Consider the following 16,751-nt stretch of genomic DNA (forward strand, 5'->3'; position numbering starts at 1 on the left):
GTCGGTCGGTGCGGGGTGGCTCAGATCGAGCCGTGGAACGTGCGGTTCAGCACGTCCAGCTGCTGCTCGCGGGTGAGCCGCACGAAGTTCACGGCGTAGCCCGAGACGCGGATGGTGAGCTGCGGGTAGTTCTCCGGGTTCTCCATCGCGTCCAGCAGGGTGTCCCGGTTGAGGACGTTGATGTTCAGGTGGTAGCCGTCGGCCTTGTTCACGGCGTCCATGAGCCCGACGAGGTTCTTGACCTGCTCCTCCTTGGTGCGGCCGAGCCCCGAGGGGACGGTCGTGTTCGTCAGCGAGATGCCGTCGAGGGCCTCGTCGTACGGCAGCTTGGCGACCGACAGCGCAGAAGCCAGCATGCCGTGCGTGTCGCGGCCGTTCATCGGGTTCGCACCCGGGGCGAACGGCTCACCGGCGCGGCGACCGTCCGGCGTGTTGCCCGTGGCCTTGCCGTACACGACGTTCGACGTGATCGTCAGCACGGACTGCGTGTGCAGCGCGTTGCGGTACGTCGGCTGCTGCTTGATCTTGCGCATGAACGCCTCGACCAGCTCGACCGCGATCGCGTCGACGCGGTCGTCGTCGTTGCCGAACATCGGGAAGCTGCCCTCGACCTCGTAGTCGACCGCGAGGCCCGTCTCGTCGAGCACCGGCACGACCTTGGCGAACTTGATCGCCGCGAGCGAGTCGGCCGCGACCGAGAGCCCGGCGATGCCGCACGCGAGCGTCCGCAGGATCGTGCGGTCGTGGAGAGCCATCTCGATGCGCTCGTACGCGTACTTGTCGTGCATGTAGTGGATGCAGTTGAGCGCGTCCACGTACGTCTCGGCGAGCCAGTCCATCTCGAGGTCGAACGCGGCACGCACCTCGTCGTAGTCGAGCGGGACGCCGGCGCGGGCGATCGAGGGGCGAGCCGGAGAGATCTGCTTGCCGCTGACCTCGTCGCGGCCGCCGTTGATCCCGTACAGCAGGGCCTTGGCCAGGTTGACGCGGGCGCCGAAGAACTGCATCTGCTTGCCCACGCGCATCGGGGACACGCAGCAGGCGATCGCGGCGTCGTCGCCCCAGTGCGGGCGGATGAGCTCGTCGGACTCGTACTGGATCGCCGAGGTGTCGATCGAGACCTGGGCGCAGAAGTCCTTGAAGCCGCGCGGGAGCCGGTCGGACCAGAACACGGTCAGGTTGGGCTCGGGGGCCGGGCCCAGGTTGTAGAGCGTCTGGAGGTAGCGGAACGAGGTCCGCGTGACGAGCGGGCGGCCGTCCTCGCCCATGCCGGCGATGGTCTCGGTAACCCAGGTCGGGTCGCCGGAGAACAGCTGGTCGTACTCGGGGGTCCGCAGGAACCGGACGATCCGCAGCTTGATCACGAAGTCGTCGATGATCTCCTGCGCCTGCTCCTCGGTGAGGACGCCGGCCGCGATGTCGCGCTGCAGGAAGATGTCGAGGAAGGTCGAGGTGCGGCCGAGCGACATGGCCGCACCGTTCTGCTCCTTGACCGCGGCGAGGTAGGCGAAGTACAGCCACTGCACGGCCTCGCGGCCGTTGGTCGCGGGACCGGAGATGTCGTAGCCGTAGGAGGCCGCCATGGCCTTGAGCTCCTTGAGCGCGCGCACCTGCTCCGCGTTCTCCTCGCGCTCCCGGATGACGTCCTCGGTGGAGCGCTCCATGTCCATCTCGGCGCGCTCGAGCTTCTTGCCCTCGATCAGGGCGTCGACGCCGTAGAGGGCGACGCGGCGGTAGTCACCGATGATCCGGCCGCGGCCGTACGCGTCGGGCAGGCCCGTGACGATGTGGCTCGAGCGGGCGGCGCGGACGTTGGGCGGGTAGACGTCGAAGACGCCGTCGTTGTGGGTCTTGCGGTACTTGGTGAAGATCTCCTTGAGGGTCTCGTCCACCTCGTAGCCGTACGTCTTCAGCGACGTCTCGACCATGCGCCAGCCGCCGAACGGCATGATCGCGCGCTTCAGCGGCGCGTCGGTCTGCAGGCCGACGATGACCTCGTTGCCCTCGTCGATGTAGCCGGGGGCGTGCGCGGTGATGCTCGAGGGGGTGGTCGCGTCGACGTCGTAGACGCCCTTCTCGCGCTCCTCGGGGAACATCTCCGACAGCTTCGCCCACACGGACGTCGTGCGCTCCGTCGGGCCCACCAGGAAGCTGGCGTCGCCCTCGTACGGGGTGTAGTTGCGCTGGACGAAGTCCCGGACGTCGATGGCGTCGCGCCACGGGCCGTCGTTGAAACCCTGCCATGCGGGGACGTCGGCGTGGTCCTGGGTGCCCGCGACGTCGTCGTGCGAAACCGTGGTCATCGTGTCCTCCTCGAAGAATCTTGCGTATCTTCAACGTAGGGCGGCAATGATGGGATGTATTGGGACCTTGGACCCCGCGCAGACTCAGGGCCTGTCGCGCGCGTCACAGCCGGGCGGTGCGGTCCGCCTCGTCGGAGGACGGCAGCGCGGAGTCTGCGAGCACCGCGGCGGCGACGTCCGCCGGGCGCAGGCCGCTCGCCTCGACGACCTGGTCGCGCGACGCATGGTCGAGGAACACCGCCGGGATGCCGAACTGCCGGACCGGCGCCCGGTGCCCGGCCCGCGCCGCGGTCTCCGCCAGCAGCGCGCCGACGCCGCCCGCCACGATGCCGTCCTCGATCGTGACGACGAGGTCGCGGTCGGCGCACAGGTCGACGAGCCCGCCGGGCGTCGGGACCACCCAGGTGGGCGAGACGACCTCGACGTCGATCCCGCCGTCCGCGAGCAGGGACCCGACCTCGACCGCGGTGGCGGCCATCGCGCCGACGCCGACGACGAGGACGCGCGCTCCGGCGCTGCCCTGGCTCCGGGTCAGCACGTCCACGCCCCCGACCGTCTCGAGCGCAGGCAGCTCCGGACCGAGGGGCCCCTTGGGGTAGCGCACGACCGTCGGTGCGTCGTCGACCGCGACGGCCTCGCGCAGCGCCCGGCGCATGGTCGGCTCGTCCCGGGGCGCGGCTAGGCGCAGCCCGGGCACGATCCGCATCAACGCCATGTCCCACATGCCGTTGTGGCTCGCGCCGTCGTCACCGGTGATGCCGGCCCGGTCCAGCACGAACGTCACGCCCGCGCGGTGCAGCGCGATGTCCATGAGGACCTGGTCGAACGCGCGGTTGAGGAACGTCGCGTACAGCGCGACCACCGGGTGCAGACCGGCGAAGGCCATGCCAGCGGCGCTCGTGGCCGCGTGCTGCTCCGCGATGCCGACGTCGAACGTCCGCTCCGGGAACCGCGCGGCGAACGGCGCGAGCCCGACCGGCGCGAGCATCGCGGCCGTGATCGCCACGACGTCCGTGCGTTCCTCACCGATCTTGACGATCTCGTCCGCGAACACCTTGGTCCAGCCGAACCGCGACGGCGCGACGGGCAGCCCGGTCTCCGGGTGGATCACGCCGACCGCGTGGAAGCGGTCCGCGACGTCCTGCTCGGCCGGGGAGTACCCGCGGCCCTTCTCGGTGATCACGTGCACGAGGACGGGGCCGCCGAACGCCTTCGCGCGCGACAGTGCGCGGTCGAGCGCCTCGCCGTCGTGGCCGTCGACGGGGCCCACGTACTTCAGCCCGAGGTCCTCGAACATCCCCTGCGGGGCGACGACGTCCTTGATGCCCTTCTTCAGGCCGTGCAGGGCGTCGTACGCGAGCCGGCCCGGGGGGCCCGAGCGGCGCAGCGTCCGCCGACCCCAGTCGAGGAACTGCTCGTAGCCGCGCGTCGTCCGCAGGGTGTCGAGATGGTGGGCCAGCCCGCCGATCGTGGGCGCGTAGGACCGGCCGTTGTCGTTGACGATCACGACGAGCCGCTGGTCCTGGCTGGCGGTGATGTTGTTGATGGCCTCCCAGGCCATGCCGCCCGTGAGCGCGCCGTCGCCGATTACGGCGACCACGTGCCGGTCCCGGTGCCCCTTGAGCATGTTCGCCTTGGCGATCCCGTCGGCCCAGCTGAGGGCCGTCGACGCGTGCGAGTTCTCCACGATGTCGTGCTCGGACTCCGCGCGGCTGGGATAGCCCGACAGCCCCTCGCGCCGTCGCAGGGCCGCGAAGTCCTGGCGGCCCGTGAGGAGCTTGTGCACGTAGGACTGGTGCCCGGTGTCGAAGATGAAGGAGTCCCGCGGGGACTCGAACACGCGGTGAATGGCGATCGTCAGCTCGACGACGCCGAGGTTGGGCCCGAGGTGTCCGCCCGTCTGGGACACCGCCTGGACCAGGAAGGAGCGGACCTCAGCCGCGAGCTCCTCCACCTGCGCCGTGGTGAGCCGGCGGAGGTCCGCCGGCGTGCTGATCCGATCGAGCAGTCCCATGTGGTCCTCGTGCTCCCAGCTGCTGAGGTCGTGGCCGGGCACCCAGACGCACCCGGTAGCCGTTCACTCTACGCGCGCGGGTCCGTGCGGACGTCAGTGACCGCCCGACACGATCCAGGCGATACCCGCGACGACGGCGATGCCCACGACGGCGAAGCAGGCGGCCGCCGCCAGGGTCATGGCCGGGGAGCGCTCGACGCGGACGCCGGCGGGGTCGCCGTCGGCGGCGGGCACCACGGTGCCCGCGGATAGGGCGCGCAGGCCGAGCGCGAAGACGGCGGGCAGGCCGGCCCCGAGCGCGAGCCCGACGACGATCACCTTCACGAGCGAGACAGCGACGTCGGCGAAGTTCATGACAGCTCCTGGACGGGTCGGGCGGGCAGCAGAGGCGCAGGGGGTGCAGCGGGCACAGCGGGCACCGGGGTGCGGGAGGTGAGCGAGGTCACGGGGCGGCGACGAGCTCGTCGACGGCGCGGACGGTGGCGGGGACGGGGACCTCTGCCGGGTCCCACTCCTCGTTGACGTTGTCCGGGTTCACGGGAGCCTTGCGCGAGTGCAGCCACATGGCCAGGCACGCGGCGACGAGCACGCCGAACACGACGATGATCCCGAGCGGCCCGCCGATCACGTGGGCGAGAGCCCAGCACGCCGCGCCGATCGCACCGGCGGCGGGGATGGTGGTGAGCCAGGCGACGCCCATGCGTCCAGCCACGCTCCAGCGCACGGTGGCGCCGCGGCGGCCCACCCCGGAGCCGAGGATCGAGCCGGTCGCGACGTGCGTCGTCGACAGCGGGAGGCCGAGGCTCGAGGACGTGAGGATGATCGCGGCAGACGACGTCTCCGCGGCCATGCCCTGCGGGGCGGAGATCTCGACGAGGCCCTTGCCGAGCGTGCGGATCACGCGCCAGCCGCCGAGGTAGGTACCCAGGCCGATCGCGATCGCGCAGCTGGCCTTGACCCAGAACGGCATGCCGTCGTCGGGTGAGAGGGAGCCGTGGGCGACGAGCGCGAGGAAGATCACGCCCATGGTCTTCTGCGCGTCGTTGGTGCCGTGCGCGAGGGAGACGAGCGAGGCGGAACCGACCTGGCCCCACCGGAAGCCCTTCTCCTGGTAGCCCGCGGGGACGGACCGCGTGATCCGGTAGATCACGAAGGTGCCCACGGCGGCCACGGCGCCGGCGACGACCGGGGCCAGGAGTGCCGGCAGCACGATCTTGGCGAGGACGCCGTCCCAGACCACGCCGCCCATGCCGAGCGCCGCGATGGCAGCGCCGATCAGGCCGCCGAACAGCGCGTGCGACGAGCTCGAGGGCAGGCCGAGGAGCCACGTGAAGACGTTCCACAGGATGCCGCCGACGAGTCCGGCGAACACGACGGTCAGCAGCGCGCTGCCGTCCACGCCCTCGAGGTTCACGATGCCCTTGGCGACGGTCGCAGCGACCTCGACCGACAGGAACGCGCCGACGAGGTTCAGGACCGCGCTGAGCGCGACGGCGACCTTGGGCCGCAGGGCGCCCGTGGCGATCGATGTCGCCATCGCGTTGCCGGTGTCGTGAAAACCGTTGGTGAAGTCGAATGCGAGCGCGGTGATGACCACCAGCGCGAGGATCAGGATCTCGGCCACGCACACCATCATGGGGCTCGTCGTCGTCGTGTCCAGCAGGACCTCGGTCACACCGGCGGGGTTTCGCCCCCTCCCTGTGGACATTTCATCGCTCGTTCACCTGCCGTTCACCTGACCGGGGCCGCCTATGCTCGACACCATGGATTTCCTTCCCGGCCAGCACCCCTCGAGCGACCTCACCTACGGCGACGTGTTCCTCGTCCCGTCCCGCTCGGACGTCACCTCGCGGTTCGACGTCGACCTCGCGTCGACCGACGGCACCGGCACCACGATCCCCGTCGTCGTCGCCAACATGACCGCCGTCGCCGGTCGCCGCATGGCGGAGACCGTGGCACGTCGCGGCGCCATGGCCGTGATCCCCCAGGACGTGCCCGTCGACGTGGTCGCGGACGTCATCGCGAGCGTCAAGGCGCGCCACACGGTCGTGGAGACCGCCGTCACCGTGACGGCGCACGACACGGTCCACACCGCGCTCACGCTGATCGGCAAGCGCGCGCACGGTGCCGCGGTCGTCGTCGACGGGCCTGGCGTCGTCGGCATCGTGACCGCGGACGACTGCCGGGACGTGGACCGCTTCACCCAGGTCGGCGTCGTGATGACGGCCGACCCCGCCACGGTCGACATCGACATCCTCGACGGGCCGGACGGCCTGCGCCGCGCCTTCGACCACCTGCACGGCCTGCGCCGGCGCGTGGTCCCCGTCCTGCGCGGCGGCGAGCTCGTGGGCGTCCTGACCCGCACGGGTGCGCTGCGCTCGAGCGTCTACTCCCCCGCGCTCGACGCCGCGGGCCGCCTGCGGGTCGCCGCAGCGATCGGCATCAACGGCGACGTGCGCGGCAAGGCGGAGGCGCTGCTCGCCGCCGGCGCCGACACCCTGGTCGTGGACACGGCGCACGGCCACCAGGCCAAGATGCTCGAGGCCGTGGCGATCGTGCGCGCCCTCGATCCGGCCGTCCCGATCGTCGCGGGCAACGTCGTGACGGCCGCGGGGGTGCGCGACCTCGTCGCCGCCGGGGCGGACATCGTCAAGGTCGGCGTCGGCCCGGGCGCGATGTGCACGACCCGCATGATGACCGCCGTCGGCCGCCCGCAGTTCTCGGCGGTGCTCGAGTGCGCGCAGGCCGCCCGGGAGCTCGGCAAGCACGTCTGGGCCGACGGCGGGGTGCGCCACCCGCGCGACGTCGCCCTCGCGCTCGCCGCGGGCGCCTCCCAGGTGATGGTCGGCTCCTGGTTCGCCGGCACCTTCGAGAGCCCCGGGGACCTGCACGACGACGGCACCGGCCGCCTCTACAAGGAGAGCTTCGGCATGGCCTCGGCCCGTGCCGTGGCGGCCCGCACCGCGACGGGCTCGGCGTTCGACCGCGCCCGCAAGGCGCTCTACGAGGAAGGCATCTCCTCCTCCCGGATGTACCTGGACCCCCAGCGCCCGAGCGTGGAGGACCTGCTCGACCAGATCACGTCCGGGCTGCGCTCGTCGTGCACGTACGCGGGCGCCCGCACCCTGACCGAGTTCGCCGAGCGCGCGCTCGTCGGCGTGCAGTCCGCGGCCGGCTACGACGAGGGCCGCCCGCTGCCCGCAGGCTGGTGAGCTCGTGTCCTCCCTGACGGCCGCACCCGTCCTGGTCCTGCAGCACGCGGAGTTCGAGCAGCCCGGGGTCATCGCACGGGCGCTCGAGCTCGCCGGCGTGCCGTGGGAGTCCCGGATCATCCTCGACGATGTCGACCCCGAGCTGCCCGACGTCCGCGAGCTCAGCGGCCTCGTCGTGCTCGGTGGCGCGCCGGGCGCGCTCGACGACGCCGCGCACCCCGGGCTCGCCGCCGAGCGCCGGCTCCTCGCCGCTGCCGTCGACGCCGACCTCCCGACGCTCGGCGTGTGCCTCGGCATGCAGCTCCTCGCAGTCGCCCTGGGCGCGCAGTCCCTCCCGCAGCACGGCCAGGAGATCGGGTTCGCGCCGCTGAAGGTCCACGGCGACGGCATCCGCGACCGCCTGCTGTACCCGCTCGTCGTCGACGCCGGTGCCGACCCCGACGTGCTGCACTGGCACGACGACGCGGTCGACGCGCCGGCCGGGGCGACGGTGCTCGCGTCCACCGACGCCACCCCCGTGCAGGCGTTCCGCCTCGGCAGCGCGGTCGGGCTGCAGTTCCACCTCGAGCTCGACCCGCCGCTGCTCGCGGCGTGGCTCGCGCACCCCGAGGGCGGAGGCAGCCTGCCGCCGCAGACCGTGCGCGCGATCGCCTCCGACGGTGCGCGCCTCCTGCCCAGCCTCGCACCGCGCGCACAGATGGCGTTCGGGACCTTCGCCGCCGACGCCCGGGACCGCCGTGGCTGAGCACGACGCACGGGCAGAGCTCGCCGCGCTGCCCGCGCGCGGCATCGACTGGTCCCGCCTGGCCGGCGGCCAGCGCGTGCGTCCGGCCGGGCGTCCCGCCGCTGTGCTGGTGCTGTTCGGACGCCTCGACGCCGTACCCGCGGTGCACGACGCCCCGCAGGTGGCGCGCGACCTCGACGTCCTGCTCGTCCGGCGCGCGGACACGCTCAACCACCACCCGGGGCAGGTCGCCTTCCCGGGCGGCCGTCAGGACCCAGGAGACGCAGACCTGGTGGCAGCAGCGCTGCGGGAGGCGGAGGAGGAGACCGGACTCGACGTCGCTGGCGTGGAGGTGCTCGGCGCCCTGGGAGCCCTGCCGCTGCCGGTCAGCGACCACCTCGTCACGCCGGTGCTCGCGTGGTGGCGCGAGCCGTCGGCCGTGCGGGCGGTCGACGCGGGCGAGTCCGCCGGCGTGTTCCGCGCGCCGGTGGCGGACCTGCTCGACCCCGCCAACCGTCGGACGTCGGTGCTCCCCGGAACCCCCTACCGCGGCCCGGCGTTCTTGGTCGCCGACCACCTGGTCTGGGGCTTCACCGCCCTCGTGCTCGACCAGCTGTTCGACGCGCTCGGCTGGACCGAGGCCTGGGACCGCTCACGCGAGGTCACGGTACGCCGATGACCCTGCCCGACCCACGCCGCTCGTGGCGCTGACCCCGCCCGCGCGCGTCGACGTGACGCCGGCGCTCGTGCGGGGACTGCTGGCCGCTCAGCATCCCGACCTCGCCCACCTGCCGCTCGTCGTCGTCGCGAGCGGCTGGGACAACGTGGTGCTGCGCCTCGGTGACGACCTGGCCGTGCGCATGCCCCGGCGGGACGAGGGCGCACCGTTGATCCTGCACGAGCAGCAGTGGTTGCCGCGGCTCGCGCCCGCCCTCGGCGTGCCGGTGCCCGCACCCGTCCGCCTGGGTGTCCCGAGCGACGGGACGGCCGGTCCGGACTATCCGTGGGCGTGGAGCGTCGTGCCCTGGTTCCACGGCACTCTCGTCCGGGAGCTGACGGTCGCCCGGCGGGCCGCCCTGGCCCAGGCCCTCGCCGACGTCGTCGTCGCGCTGCACGTGCCGGCTCCCGCCCAGGCGCCGGTGAACGCGGTGCGGGGCGTGGGCCTGCACACCCGGACGTCCGCGGTGCACGAGCGCCTCGCCAGCGGTGCCGTGCCGCGCGCCGACGAGGTGCGCGCGGCGTGGGACGCGCTGGTGGAGACGCCGCCCTGGGCCGGTCCACCCCTGTGGTTGCACGGCGACCTCCATCCCGCCAACCTGCTCGCTCGCGACGTCGGCCCTGACAGCGAGCCGGAGCTGGCCGCCGTGCTGGACTTCGGCGACATGACCTCGGGCGACCCCGCCACAGATCTCGCCACGGCGTGGCTCACGTTCGACGCCGTGGGCCGGACCCTGTTCTACGAGCACGTCCAGTCGCGCCAGCCCTACGACGACGCCACCTGGGCGCGTGCCCGCGGCTGGGGCCTGACCATGACGACCGGGCTGCTCGCCCACAGCGACGACGCCCCGGCCATGCGCGCGATGGGCCTGCGCGCCCTGGACGAGCTGCTCGACTTCTCGCACCCCGGTGCGCGACAGTGAGGCATGGCTGACGACGCAGTGACCCGACCGACTGACGCCGACGTCGCAGCGTTCCTGGACGCCGTCGAGCACCCGGTGCGCCAGCGCGACGCGCATACGCTGTGCGCGCTCATGACCCGCGTGACCGGGCAGGAGCCGCGGATGTGGGGACCGTCGATCGTCGGGTTCGGCTCGTACCACTACCGCTACGCGAGCGGCAGGGAGGGCGACGCGCCGGCGGCCGGCTTCTCACCGCGCAAGGCAGCGTCGACGATCTACGTCCTCGACGGCTTCGACGGCCGTGAGGAGCTCCTCGCAGCCCTCGGCCCGCACACCCTCGGCAAGGGCTGCCTCTACCTCAAGGACCTGGGCACGACGAACCTCGCCGCCCTGGAGGCGCTGATCCGCACCAGCTACGAGTCCCTCACCACCGCCCTCCGCTGAGTGCACAGCTTTGGCGGTGCTGAGGGCAGATTCCACCGCCAAAACTGTGCACTCACGCTCGGGTGGCGGGCGCGCAGCGGCAGGCTGGGGGCAGACGACGGCGGGGCGCTCACCTTCTGGTGAGCGCCCCGCCGTTCGTGACTCGGGTCAGGCGGCGACGAGCGAGCGCAGCACGTACTGCAGGATGCCGCCGTTGCGGTAGTAGTCCGCCTCGCCCGGGGTGTCGATCCGGACGTCGGCGTCGAACTCGACGACCCCGCCGTCGGCCTTGGTCGCCGTGACCTTGACCGTCTTGGGGGTGACGCCCTCGTTGAGCGCGGTGACGCCCTCGATGGAGAACGTCTCCGTGCCGTCGAGGCCGAGCGACGCGGCGTTCTCGCCGGCCGGGAACTGCAGCGGCAGCACGCCCATGCCGATCAGGTTCGAGCGGTGGATGCGCTCGAACGACTCCGTGATGACGGCCTTGACGCCCAGGAGGGCCGTGCCCTTGGCCGCCCAGTCACGCGACGAGCCCGAGCCGTACTCCTTGCCACCGAGGATCACCAGCGGGGTGCCCTGGGCCGCGTAGTCCCGAGCGGCGTCGTAGATCGTGTCCTGCGCGTCCTTCACGAAGTTGTACGTGAAGCCGCCCTCGACGTTGTCGAGCAGCTGGTTGCGCAGGCGGATGTTCGCGAACGTGCCGCGGATCATCACCTCGTGGTTGCCGCGGCGCGAGCCGTACGAGTTGAACTCGCGGCGCTCCACGCCGTGCTCGGCGAGGTAGCGGCCCGCGGGGCTGTCGGGCTTGATCGCACCCGCCGGGGAGATGTGGTCGGTCGTGACCGAGTCCCCCAGCTTGGCCAGCACGCGCGCACCGGAGATGTCCGTGACGGGCTCCGGCGTCGCCTGCATACCGTCGAAGTACGGGGGCTTGCGGACATAGGTGGACTCGGCGTCCCACTCGAACGTGTCACCCTCGGGGGTGTTGAGCGCACGCCAGCGCTCGTCGCCCGAGAACACGTCCGCGTAGTCGCTGGTGAACATCTCGCGGTTGATCGAGCTGTCGATCGTGGCCTGGACCTCTTCCGGCGTCGGCCAGATGTCGCGCAGGAAGACCGGCTGGTCGTTCTCGTCGCGGCCCAGGGGCTCGGACTCGAAGTCGAACTCCATGGTGCCGGCGAGCGCGTACGCGATGACGAGCGGCGGCGACGCCAGGTAGTTCATCTTGATGTCCGGGTTGATGCGGCCCTCGAAGTTGCGGTTGCCCGACAGTACCGAGACGACGGCGAGGTCGTGCTCGTTCACGGCGGCCGAGACCTCGTCGGCCAGCGGGCCCGAGTTGCCGATGCAGGTGGCGCAGCCGTACCCGACTAGGTGGAAGCCGAGCTTCTCCAGGTAGGGCCACAGGCCGGCCTTGTCGTAGTAGTTCGTCACGACCTGCGAGCCCGGCGCCATCGACGTCTTGACCCACGGCTTCGAGATCAGGCCCTTCTCGACGGCCTTCTTGGCCAGCAGACCGGCCGCGAGCATGACCGACGGGTTCGAGGTGTTGGTGCACGACGTGATCGACGCGATCGCGACGGCGCCGTGGAACAGCTCGTACGTGCTGCCCTCGGGCGTCGTCACCGGCACGGTCCGACGCACGGGCTCGCCGATGGCGGGCGAGTCGGATGCGGGGAACGACTCGCGGGAGGCCTCGTCGACCTGGTTGTGCACGTCGTCGGCGTAGTTCGGCAGGTCCCGCTTGAACGCGGTCTTGGCGAGGCTGAGCTCGATGCGGTCCTGCGGGCGCTTGGGCCCGGCGATCGACGGGACGACCGTCGACAGGTCGAGCTCGAGGTACTCGGAGAACACGGGCTCGGTGTAGCCCTTGACGGTCGGGTCGAGCCAGAGGCCCTGCTCCTTGGCGTACGCCTCGACGAGCGCGACCGACTCGTCGCTGCGGCCCGTCAGGCGCAGGTAGTCCAGGGTGACGTTGTCGATCGGGAAGATCGCGGCCGTCGAGCCGAACTCGGGGCTCATGTTGCCGATGGTCGCGCGGTTCGCGAGCGGCACCTGGGCGACGCCGTCGCCGTAGAACTCGACGAACTTGCCGACGACGCCGTGCTGGCGGAGCAGCTGCGTGATGGTGAGCACGACGTCGGTCGCGGTCACGCCAGCGGGGATCTGGCCGGAGAGCTTGAAGCCGACGACGCGCGGGATCAGCATCGAGACGGGCTGGCCGAGCATCGCGGCCTCGGCCTCGATGCCACCGACGCCCCAGCCGAGCACGCCCAGGCCGTTGACCATCGTGGTGTGCGAGTCGGTGCCGACGCAGGTGTCGGGGTAGGCCCGAAGGACGCCGTCAACCTCGCGGGTCATCACGGTGCGCGCGAGGTACTCGATGTTCACCTGGTGCACGATGCCGGTGCCCGGGGGGACGACCTTGAAGTCGTCGAAGGCCGTCTGACCCCAGCGCAGGAACTGGTAGCGCTCGTGGTTGCGCTCGTACTCGATCTCGACGTTGCGGCGGAACGCGTCGGCCCGACCGGCGACGTCGATCTGCACGGAGTGGTCGATCACGAGCTCCGCGGGCGCGAGCGGGTTGATCCGGGCCGGGTCTCCCCCGAGCTCGGCGACGGCCTCACGCATCGTGGCGAGGTCGACGACGCACGGGACGCCGGTGAAGTCCTGCATGATCACGCGCGCCGGCGTGAACTGGATCTCGGTGTCGGGCTGCGCGTCCGGGTCCCACCCGGCGAGCGCACGCACGTGGTCGGCCGTGATGTTGGCACCGTCCTCGGTGCGCAGCAGGTTCTCGGCCAGGATCTTCAGCGAGTACGGCAGACGGTCGAGGCCGTCGACGGCGGACAGTCGGAAGATCTCGTACGAGGTCCCGCCGACGTCCAGGGTTCCCTTTGCACCGAACGTGTCAACGCTGCTCACGGTGGCTCCTCACTCAGTTGCGGCCTGGTCCGGGCATCCGCGACAGACCAGAGGTAGGCGACCTTGGCCAGCCTCGTCCCAGCGTATCGAGCGGCGCCCACGTCGGCCGGTCGACGCGAGGTCGGCCGGCCCGGGGCGCGCCGATGGGACGCGGTTCAGCCAGGGGGTCGGGGTCCAGCCTAACAGTTATCTTGACGTCAAGATACTTAGGCTCACCTGCGCTCGAGCACCGCCACGCACTCGACGTGGTGCGTCATGGGGAACAGGTCGAACGCCTGCAGCGACCCGAGCGCGTACGGCGTCGCGCCGCGCGAGAAGTAGTCGATGTCCCGGGCGAGGGCCGCCGGGTCGCAGGCCACGTAGACGACGCGCTCGGGTCGCAGCGTCTGCACCTGCTCGACGACGGCGCGTCCGGCACCGGCCCGCGGCGGGTCCAGCACGACGACGTCCGCTCCCCCGACCGCCCCGTGCCCGGCGTCGCGCAGCACACGCACGACGTCGCCCGTGTGCAGCTCGACCTGGTCGGCCGCGTGCAAGGTGCGTCGCGCGTCCTTGACCGCCTGGGCGTCGCCCTCGACGGACACGACGCGTCCCACGGGGCCGACGGCGTCGGCCAGCGGGGCGGTGAACAGGCCCGCACCGGAGTACAGGTCCACGACGGTCGCGTCCCCGATCTCTCCCGCGGCGGCCATGACGGCGTTCGCGAGCACGCCCGGCGCCTCGCGGTGCACCTGCCAGAATCCCGCCGCGGCAATCTTGAAGTCGTACGTCCGCTCCCCCACGGTGACCGACTCGGTGACCGTGCGACGCGCGTTGGGGCGCGTGTCCGGCCGCGTGTCCTTCCACGGCAGCCCGTCGACCAGCACGATGGGCTCCTGGCCGCCGGCCGGGGCGACGACGTCGATCGTGTTGCCCCCGCGCCAGCGCCGGCTGAACACCCCGACGCGCTCGCACGCCGCGAGCACCGCCTCGGTGGCGAGCGGCATCCCCGTGACCGCGACGACGTCGTGGCTGCGGTGGCGGCGCATGCCCGCCCGGCCCTCGTCGTCGCACACCAGCTCGATGCGTGTGCGCCAGTGCAGCCCGCCGCGCTCGTCGTCGCCGGGCGCCCCCAGCACCTCGACGGAACGCTCCAGGTGGGCGAGGCGCTTGAGCTGCTCCGCCACGACGTCGGCCTTCCAGCGCCGCTGCCCCGCGAGGGAGACGTGACCGAGCTCGGCGCCGCCCACGCCGCCGGGGCCGGCCTCCGGCCACGGGTGCATCACGCGGTCGGGGCTCGCCTCGAGGATCTCGACGGCGTCCGCGCGCCAGAACTTGTCGTCCGGCCCGGCCTCGGTGAGCCGCGCCCGCACCCGCTCTCCGGGCAGGGCGTGCCGCACGAACACGACGCGCCCCTCGTGGCGTGCGACGCAGTGCCCGCCGTGCGCGACGGGGCCGATCTCGAGGTCGAGCAGGGTCATGTCAGGCCTTCGGGTCAGAGGGGGTGCGCGGGGCCGGGCGCGGGGCGTAGACGCTGGGGTCGGAACCGCCCTGGGCGAGCGTCGACGACAGCCGCCACGGCACGGAGGCCACGACGACGCCCGGCGTGTACAGCAGGCGTGCCTTGAGACGCAGGGCGCTCTGGTTGTGCAGGAGCTGCTCCCACCAGTGCCCGACGACGTACTCGGGCAGGTAGACGACGACGAGGTCGCGCGGGCTCTCTCGCCGCACCGAACGCACGTACCCGAGGACGGGCCGGGTGATCTCGCGGAACGGCGAGTCGAGGACGCGCAGCGGCACGGGCAGGTCGAGGGTCTCCCACTCGTCGACGAGACGCTGAGAGTCGTCCGGGTCTACGGCCACCGTGATGGCCTCGAGCACCGACGGGCGGGTCGCCCGCGCGTACGCCAGCGCGCGCATCACGGGCTTGTGGATGCGCGAGACGAGCACGATCGCGTGCACGCGGCTCGGCAGGGCCCGCTCGGTGTCGACGTCCTCGTTCAGCGCGAGCTCGCGGGAGACAGCGTCGTAGTGACGGCGGATGGAGCGCATGACCACGAAGACCACGCCCATGGCCAGCAGCGCGATCCACGCGCCGTGCGTGAACTTGGTGATCAGCACGACGACGAGCACCGTCGCGGTCAGGGCGAAGCCGACGACGTTGACCGCGCGGGACCGCCGCATGCGGTTGCGCTCGGTGGGGTCGTAGGCGACGCGCAGCAGGCGGGTCCAGTGCTTGACCATGCCGAGCTGCGACAGGGTGAACGACACGAACACGCCCACGATGTAGAGCTGGATGAGCCGGGTGACCTGGGCGTCGAAGAACCAGATCAGGCACGCCGCGGCCGCGGCGAGGGTGAGGATGCCGTTGGAGAACGCGAGCCGGTCGCCGCGGGTGTGCAGCTGACGCGGCAGGTAGCCGTCCTTCGCGAGGATCGACCCCAGGAACGGGAATCCGTTGAACGCCGTGTTGGCGGCAAACACGAGGATGAGGCCGGTGACCGCGGAGACGAGGTAGAACATCGGCGGAAACGACGCGAAGACGGTGTGCGCGAGCTGCCCGAGCACCGGGGTCTGCACGAAGCCCTCGGAGACGAGCTCGCCGTCGACCCGCAGCGACGTCGAGGGGTGCTCGACGAACTTCACCCCGGTCGCCGACGCGAGCAGCAGGATCGACATGATCATGAATGCGGAGATCGACCCGAGCAGCAGCAGCGTCGTCGCCGCGTTGCGGGACTTGGGCTTGCGGAACGCCGGAACCCCGTTGCTGATCGCCTCCACGCCGGTCAGCGCAGCACAGCCGGAAGCGAAGGCCCGGGCCACCAGGAATGCACCCGCCAGCCCGAGGAGCCCCTGGTCGAAGGCGTCCTGGGGCACGACCTCGTACGCGGCGCTCTCGGCGACGCCGAGCGTCCCGGTCGCGTACTGGACGAACCCGATGACCGCCGTGAGCCCCACGGCGAACATGAACAGGTAGACGGGGATCGCGACCACACGGCCGGACTCCTTCACGCCGCGCAGGTTGACGAGCGTCAGCACGGCGACGAGGAAGATCGCGAGCTGGGACTCGTGCCCGCGCAGGAACGGCAGCGCGGTCGCGGCGTACTGCGCCGCCGACGAGATCGACACGGCGACCGTGAGGACGTAGTCGACCAGCAACGCGCTGGCCACGCCGACGCCGGCCGTCCGCCCGAGGTTCGCGGTGGCGATCTCGTAGTCGCCGCCCCCGCTCGGGTACGCGTGCACGTTCTGCCGGTACGACGCGACGACGACCACCATGACCACGACGACCGCCAGCCCCACCCAGGGCGAGATGACGGTTGCCCCGACGCCCGCGATCGCGAGGGTCAGCAGGATCTCGTCGGGTGCGTACGCGACGGACGAGAGCGCGTCGGAGGCGAAGACCGGGAGTGCGATCTTCTTCGGCAGCAGGGTGTGGCCCAGGCCGTCGCTGCGGACGGGCCGCCCGAGCAGGAGCCGCTTGGCGGCGTCCACGATGTCTGACACAAGGCACCATGCTAGGCCCCGCCCGTCGCGCACGGGACGGGCCGG

At 71.8% G+C, this 16,751-nt stretch carries 12 protein-coding genes; 5 read left to right on the forward strand and 7 right to left on the reverse strand.

Features of this window, described 5'->3' with window-relative positions:
* Positions 1-20: 20 nt before the first annotated feature.
* The 4 genes from pflB to BMZ30_RS06980 all read right to left on the reverse strand — a co-directional run bounded on the left by pflB (position 21) and on the right by BMZ30_RS06980 (position 5,950).
* Positions 21-2,303: a formate C-acetyltransferase gene (gene pflB, locus BMZ30_RS06965; RefSeq protein WP_093376543.1), complete on the reverse strand. Its 2,283-nt coding sequence runs from the start codon at positions 2,301-2,303 to the stop codon at positions 21-23.
* A gap of 103 nt (positions 2,304-2,406) precedes the next feature.
* Entirely contained in the window at positions 2,407-4,317 is a 1,911-nt protein-coding gene (gene dxs, locus BMZ30_RS06970) for a 1-deoxy-D-xylulose-5-phosphate synthase (RefSeq protein ID WP_093377370.1), read from the reverse strand.
* A gap of 93 nt (positions 4,318-4,410) precedes the next feature.
* Positions 4,411-4,671 (reverse strand): hypothetical protein, encoded by a 261-nt coding sequence (locus tag BMZ30_RS06975; protein WP_093376546.1) that lies wholly within the window; start codon positions 4,669-4,671, stop codon positions 4,411-4,413.
* 88 nt (positions 4,672-4,759) lie between these two features.
* Complete coding sequence (locus tag BMZ30_RS06980) at positions 4,760-5,950, reverse strand: inorganic phosphate transporter (protein WP_093377372.1); 1,191 nt, start codon at positions 5,948-5,950, stop codon at positions 4,760-4,762.
* 130 nt (positions 5,951-6,080) lie between these two features.
* On the opposite strand from BMZ30_RS06980, the gene guaB1 reads away from it, so the two are divergent.
* From guaB1 to BMZ30_RS07005, 5 genes are read left to right on the forward strand one after another with little or no spacing between them, the layout of a single operon-like run.
* Positions 6,081-7,529 (forward strand): GMP reductase, encoded by a 1,449-nt coding sequence (guaB1, locus tag BMZ30_RS06985; protein ID WP_093377374.1) that lies wholly within the window; start codon positions 6,081-6,083, stop codon positions 7,527-7,529.
* A gap of 4 nt (positions 7,530-7,533) precedes the next feature.
* Positions 7,534-8,274 carry a type 1 glutamine amidotransferase gene (locus BMZ30_RS06990; protein WP_229828529.1) on the forward strand — a complete coding sequence of 247 codons (741 nt, stop codon included), beginning with the start codon at positions 7,534-7,536 and terminating at the stop codon, positions 8,272-8,274.
* Positions 8,267-8,932: an NUDIX hydrolase gene (locus tag BMZ30_RS06995; RefSeq protein ID WP_093376548.1), complete on the forward strand. Its 666-nt coding sequence runs from the start codon at positions 8,267-8,269 to the stop codon at positions 8,930-8,932. The genes BMZ30_RS06990 and BMZ30_RS06995 overlap by 8 nt, the downstream gene beginning before the upstream one ends.
* 22 nt (positions 8,933-8,954) lie before the next feature.
* Positions 8,955-9,893 (forward strand): aminoglycoside phosphotransferase family protein, encoded by a 939-nt coding sequence (locus BMZ30_RS07000; RefSeq protein ID WP_093376551.1) that lies wholly within the window; start codon positions 8,955-8,957, stop codon positions 9,891-9,893.
* A 3-nt stretch (positions 9,894-9,896) separates the two neighbouring features.
* Entirely contained in the window at positions 9,897-10,316 is a 420-nt protein-coding gene (locus BMZ30_RS07005) for a DUF1801 domain-containing protein (RefSeq protein ID WP_093376552.1), read from the forward strand.
* Between the two features lie 147 nt (positions 10,317-10,463).
* On the opposite strand, the gene acnA is transcribed toward BMZ30_RS07005, so the two are convergent.
* The 3 genes from acnA to BMZ30_RS07020 all read right to left on the reverse strand — a co-directional run bounded on the left by acnA (position 10,464) and on the right by BMZ30_RS07020 (position 16,706).
* Entirely contained in the window at positions 10,464-13,220 is a 2,757-nt protein-coding gene (gene acnA, locus BMZ30_RS07010; RefSeq protein WP_093376555.1) for an aconitate hydratase AcnA, read from the reverse strand.
* A gap of 212 nt (positions 13,221-13,432) precedes the next feature.
* On the reverse strand, positions 13,433-14,680 hold the full coding sequence (locus BMZ30_RS07015) for a class I SAM-dependent RNA methyltransferase (RefSeq protein WP_093376556.1): 1,248 nt from the start codon (positions 14,678-14,680) through the stop codon (positions 13,433-13,435).
* A 1-nt stretch (position 14,681) separates the two neighbouring features.
* Positions 14,682-16,706, reverse strand: a complete 2,025-nt coding sequence (locus tag BMZ30_RS07020) for an APC family permease (RefSeq protein ID WP_093376559.1) — start codon at positions 16,704-16,706, stop codon at positions 14,682-14,684.
* Positions 16,707-16,751: the final 45 nt, after the last annotated feature.

The sequence above is a fragment of the Flavimobilis marinus genome (assembly GCF_900113055.1).
GTDB lineage: Bacteria > Actinomycetota > Actinomycetes > Actinomycetales > Cellulomonadaceae > Flavimobilis > Flavimobilis marinus.

Coding starts and splice junctions, on each gene's coding strand:
- pflB (WP_093376543.1), bottom strand. CDS start 2,303: ATGACCACGGTTTCGCACGACGACGTCGCGGGCACCCAGGACCACGCC.
- dxs (WP_093377370.1), bottom strand. CDS start 4,317: ATGGGACTGCTCGATCGGATCAGCACGCCGGCGGACCTCCGCCGGCTC.
- BMZ30_RS06975 (WP_093376546.1), bottom strand. CDS start 4,671: ATGAACTTCGCCGACGTCGCTGTCTCGCTCGTGAAGGTGATCGTCGTC.
- BMZ30_RS06980 (WP_093377372.1), bottom strand. CDS start 5,950: ATGGTGTGCGTGGCCGAGATCCTGATCCTCGCGCTGGTGGTCATCACC.
- guaB1 (WP_093377374.1), top strand. CDS start 6,081: ATGGATTTCCTTCCCGGCCAGCACCCCTCGAGCGACCTCACCTACGGC.
- BMZ30_RS07005 (WP_093376552.1), top strand. CDS start 9,897: ATGGCTGACGACGCAGTGACCCGACCGACTGACGCCGACGTCGCAGCG.
- BMZ30_RS07015 (WP_093376556.1), bottom strand. CDS start 14,680: ATGACCCTGCTCGACCTCGAGATCGGCCCCGTCGCGCACGGCGGGCAC.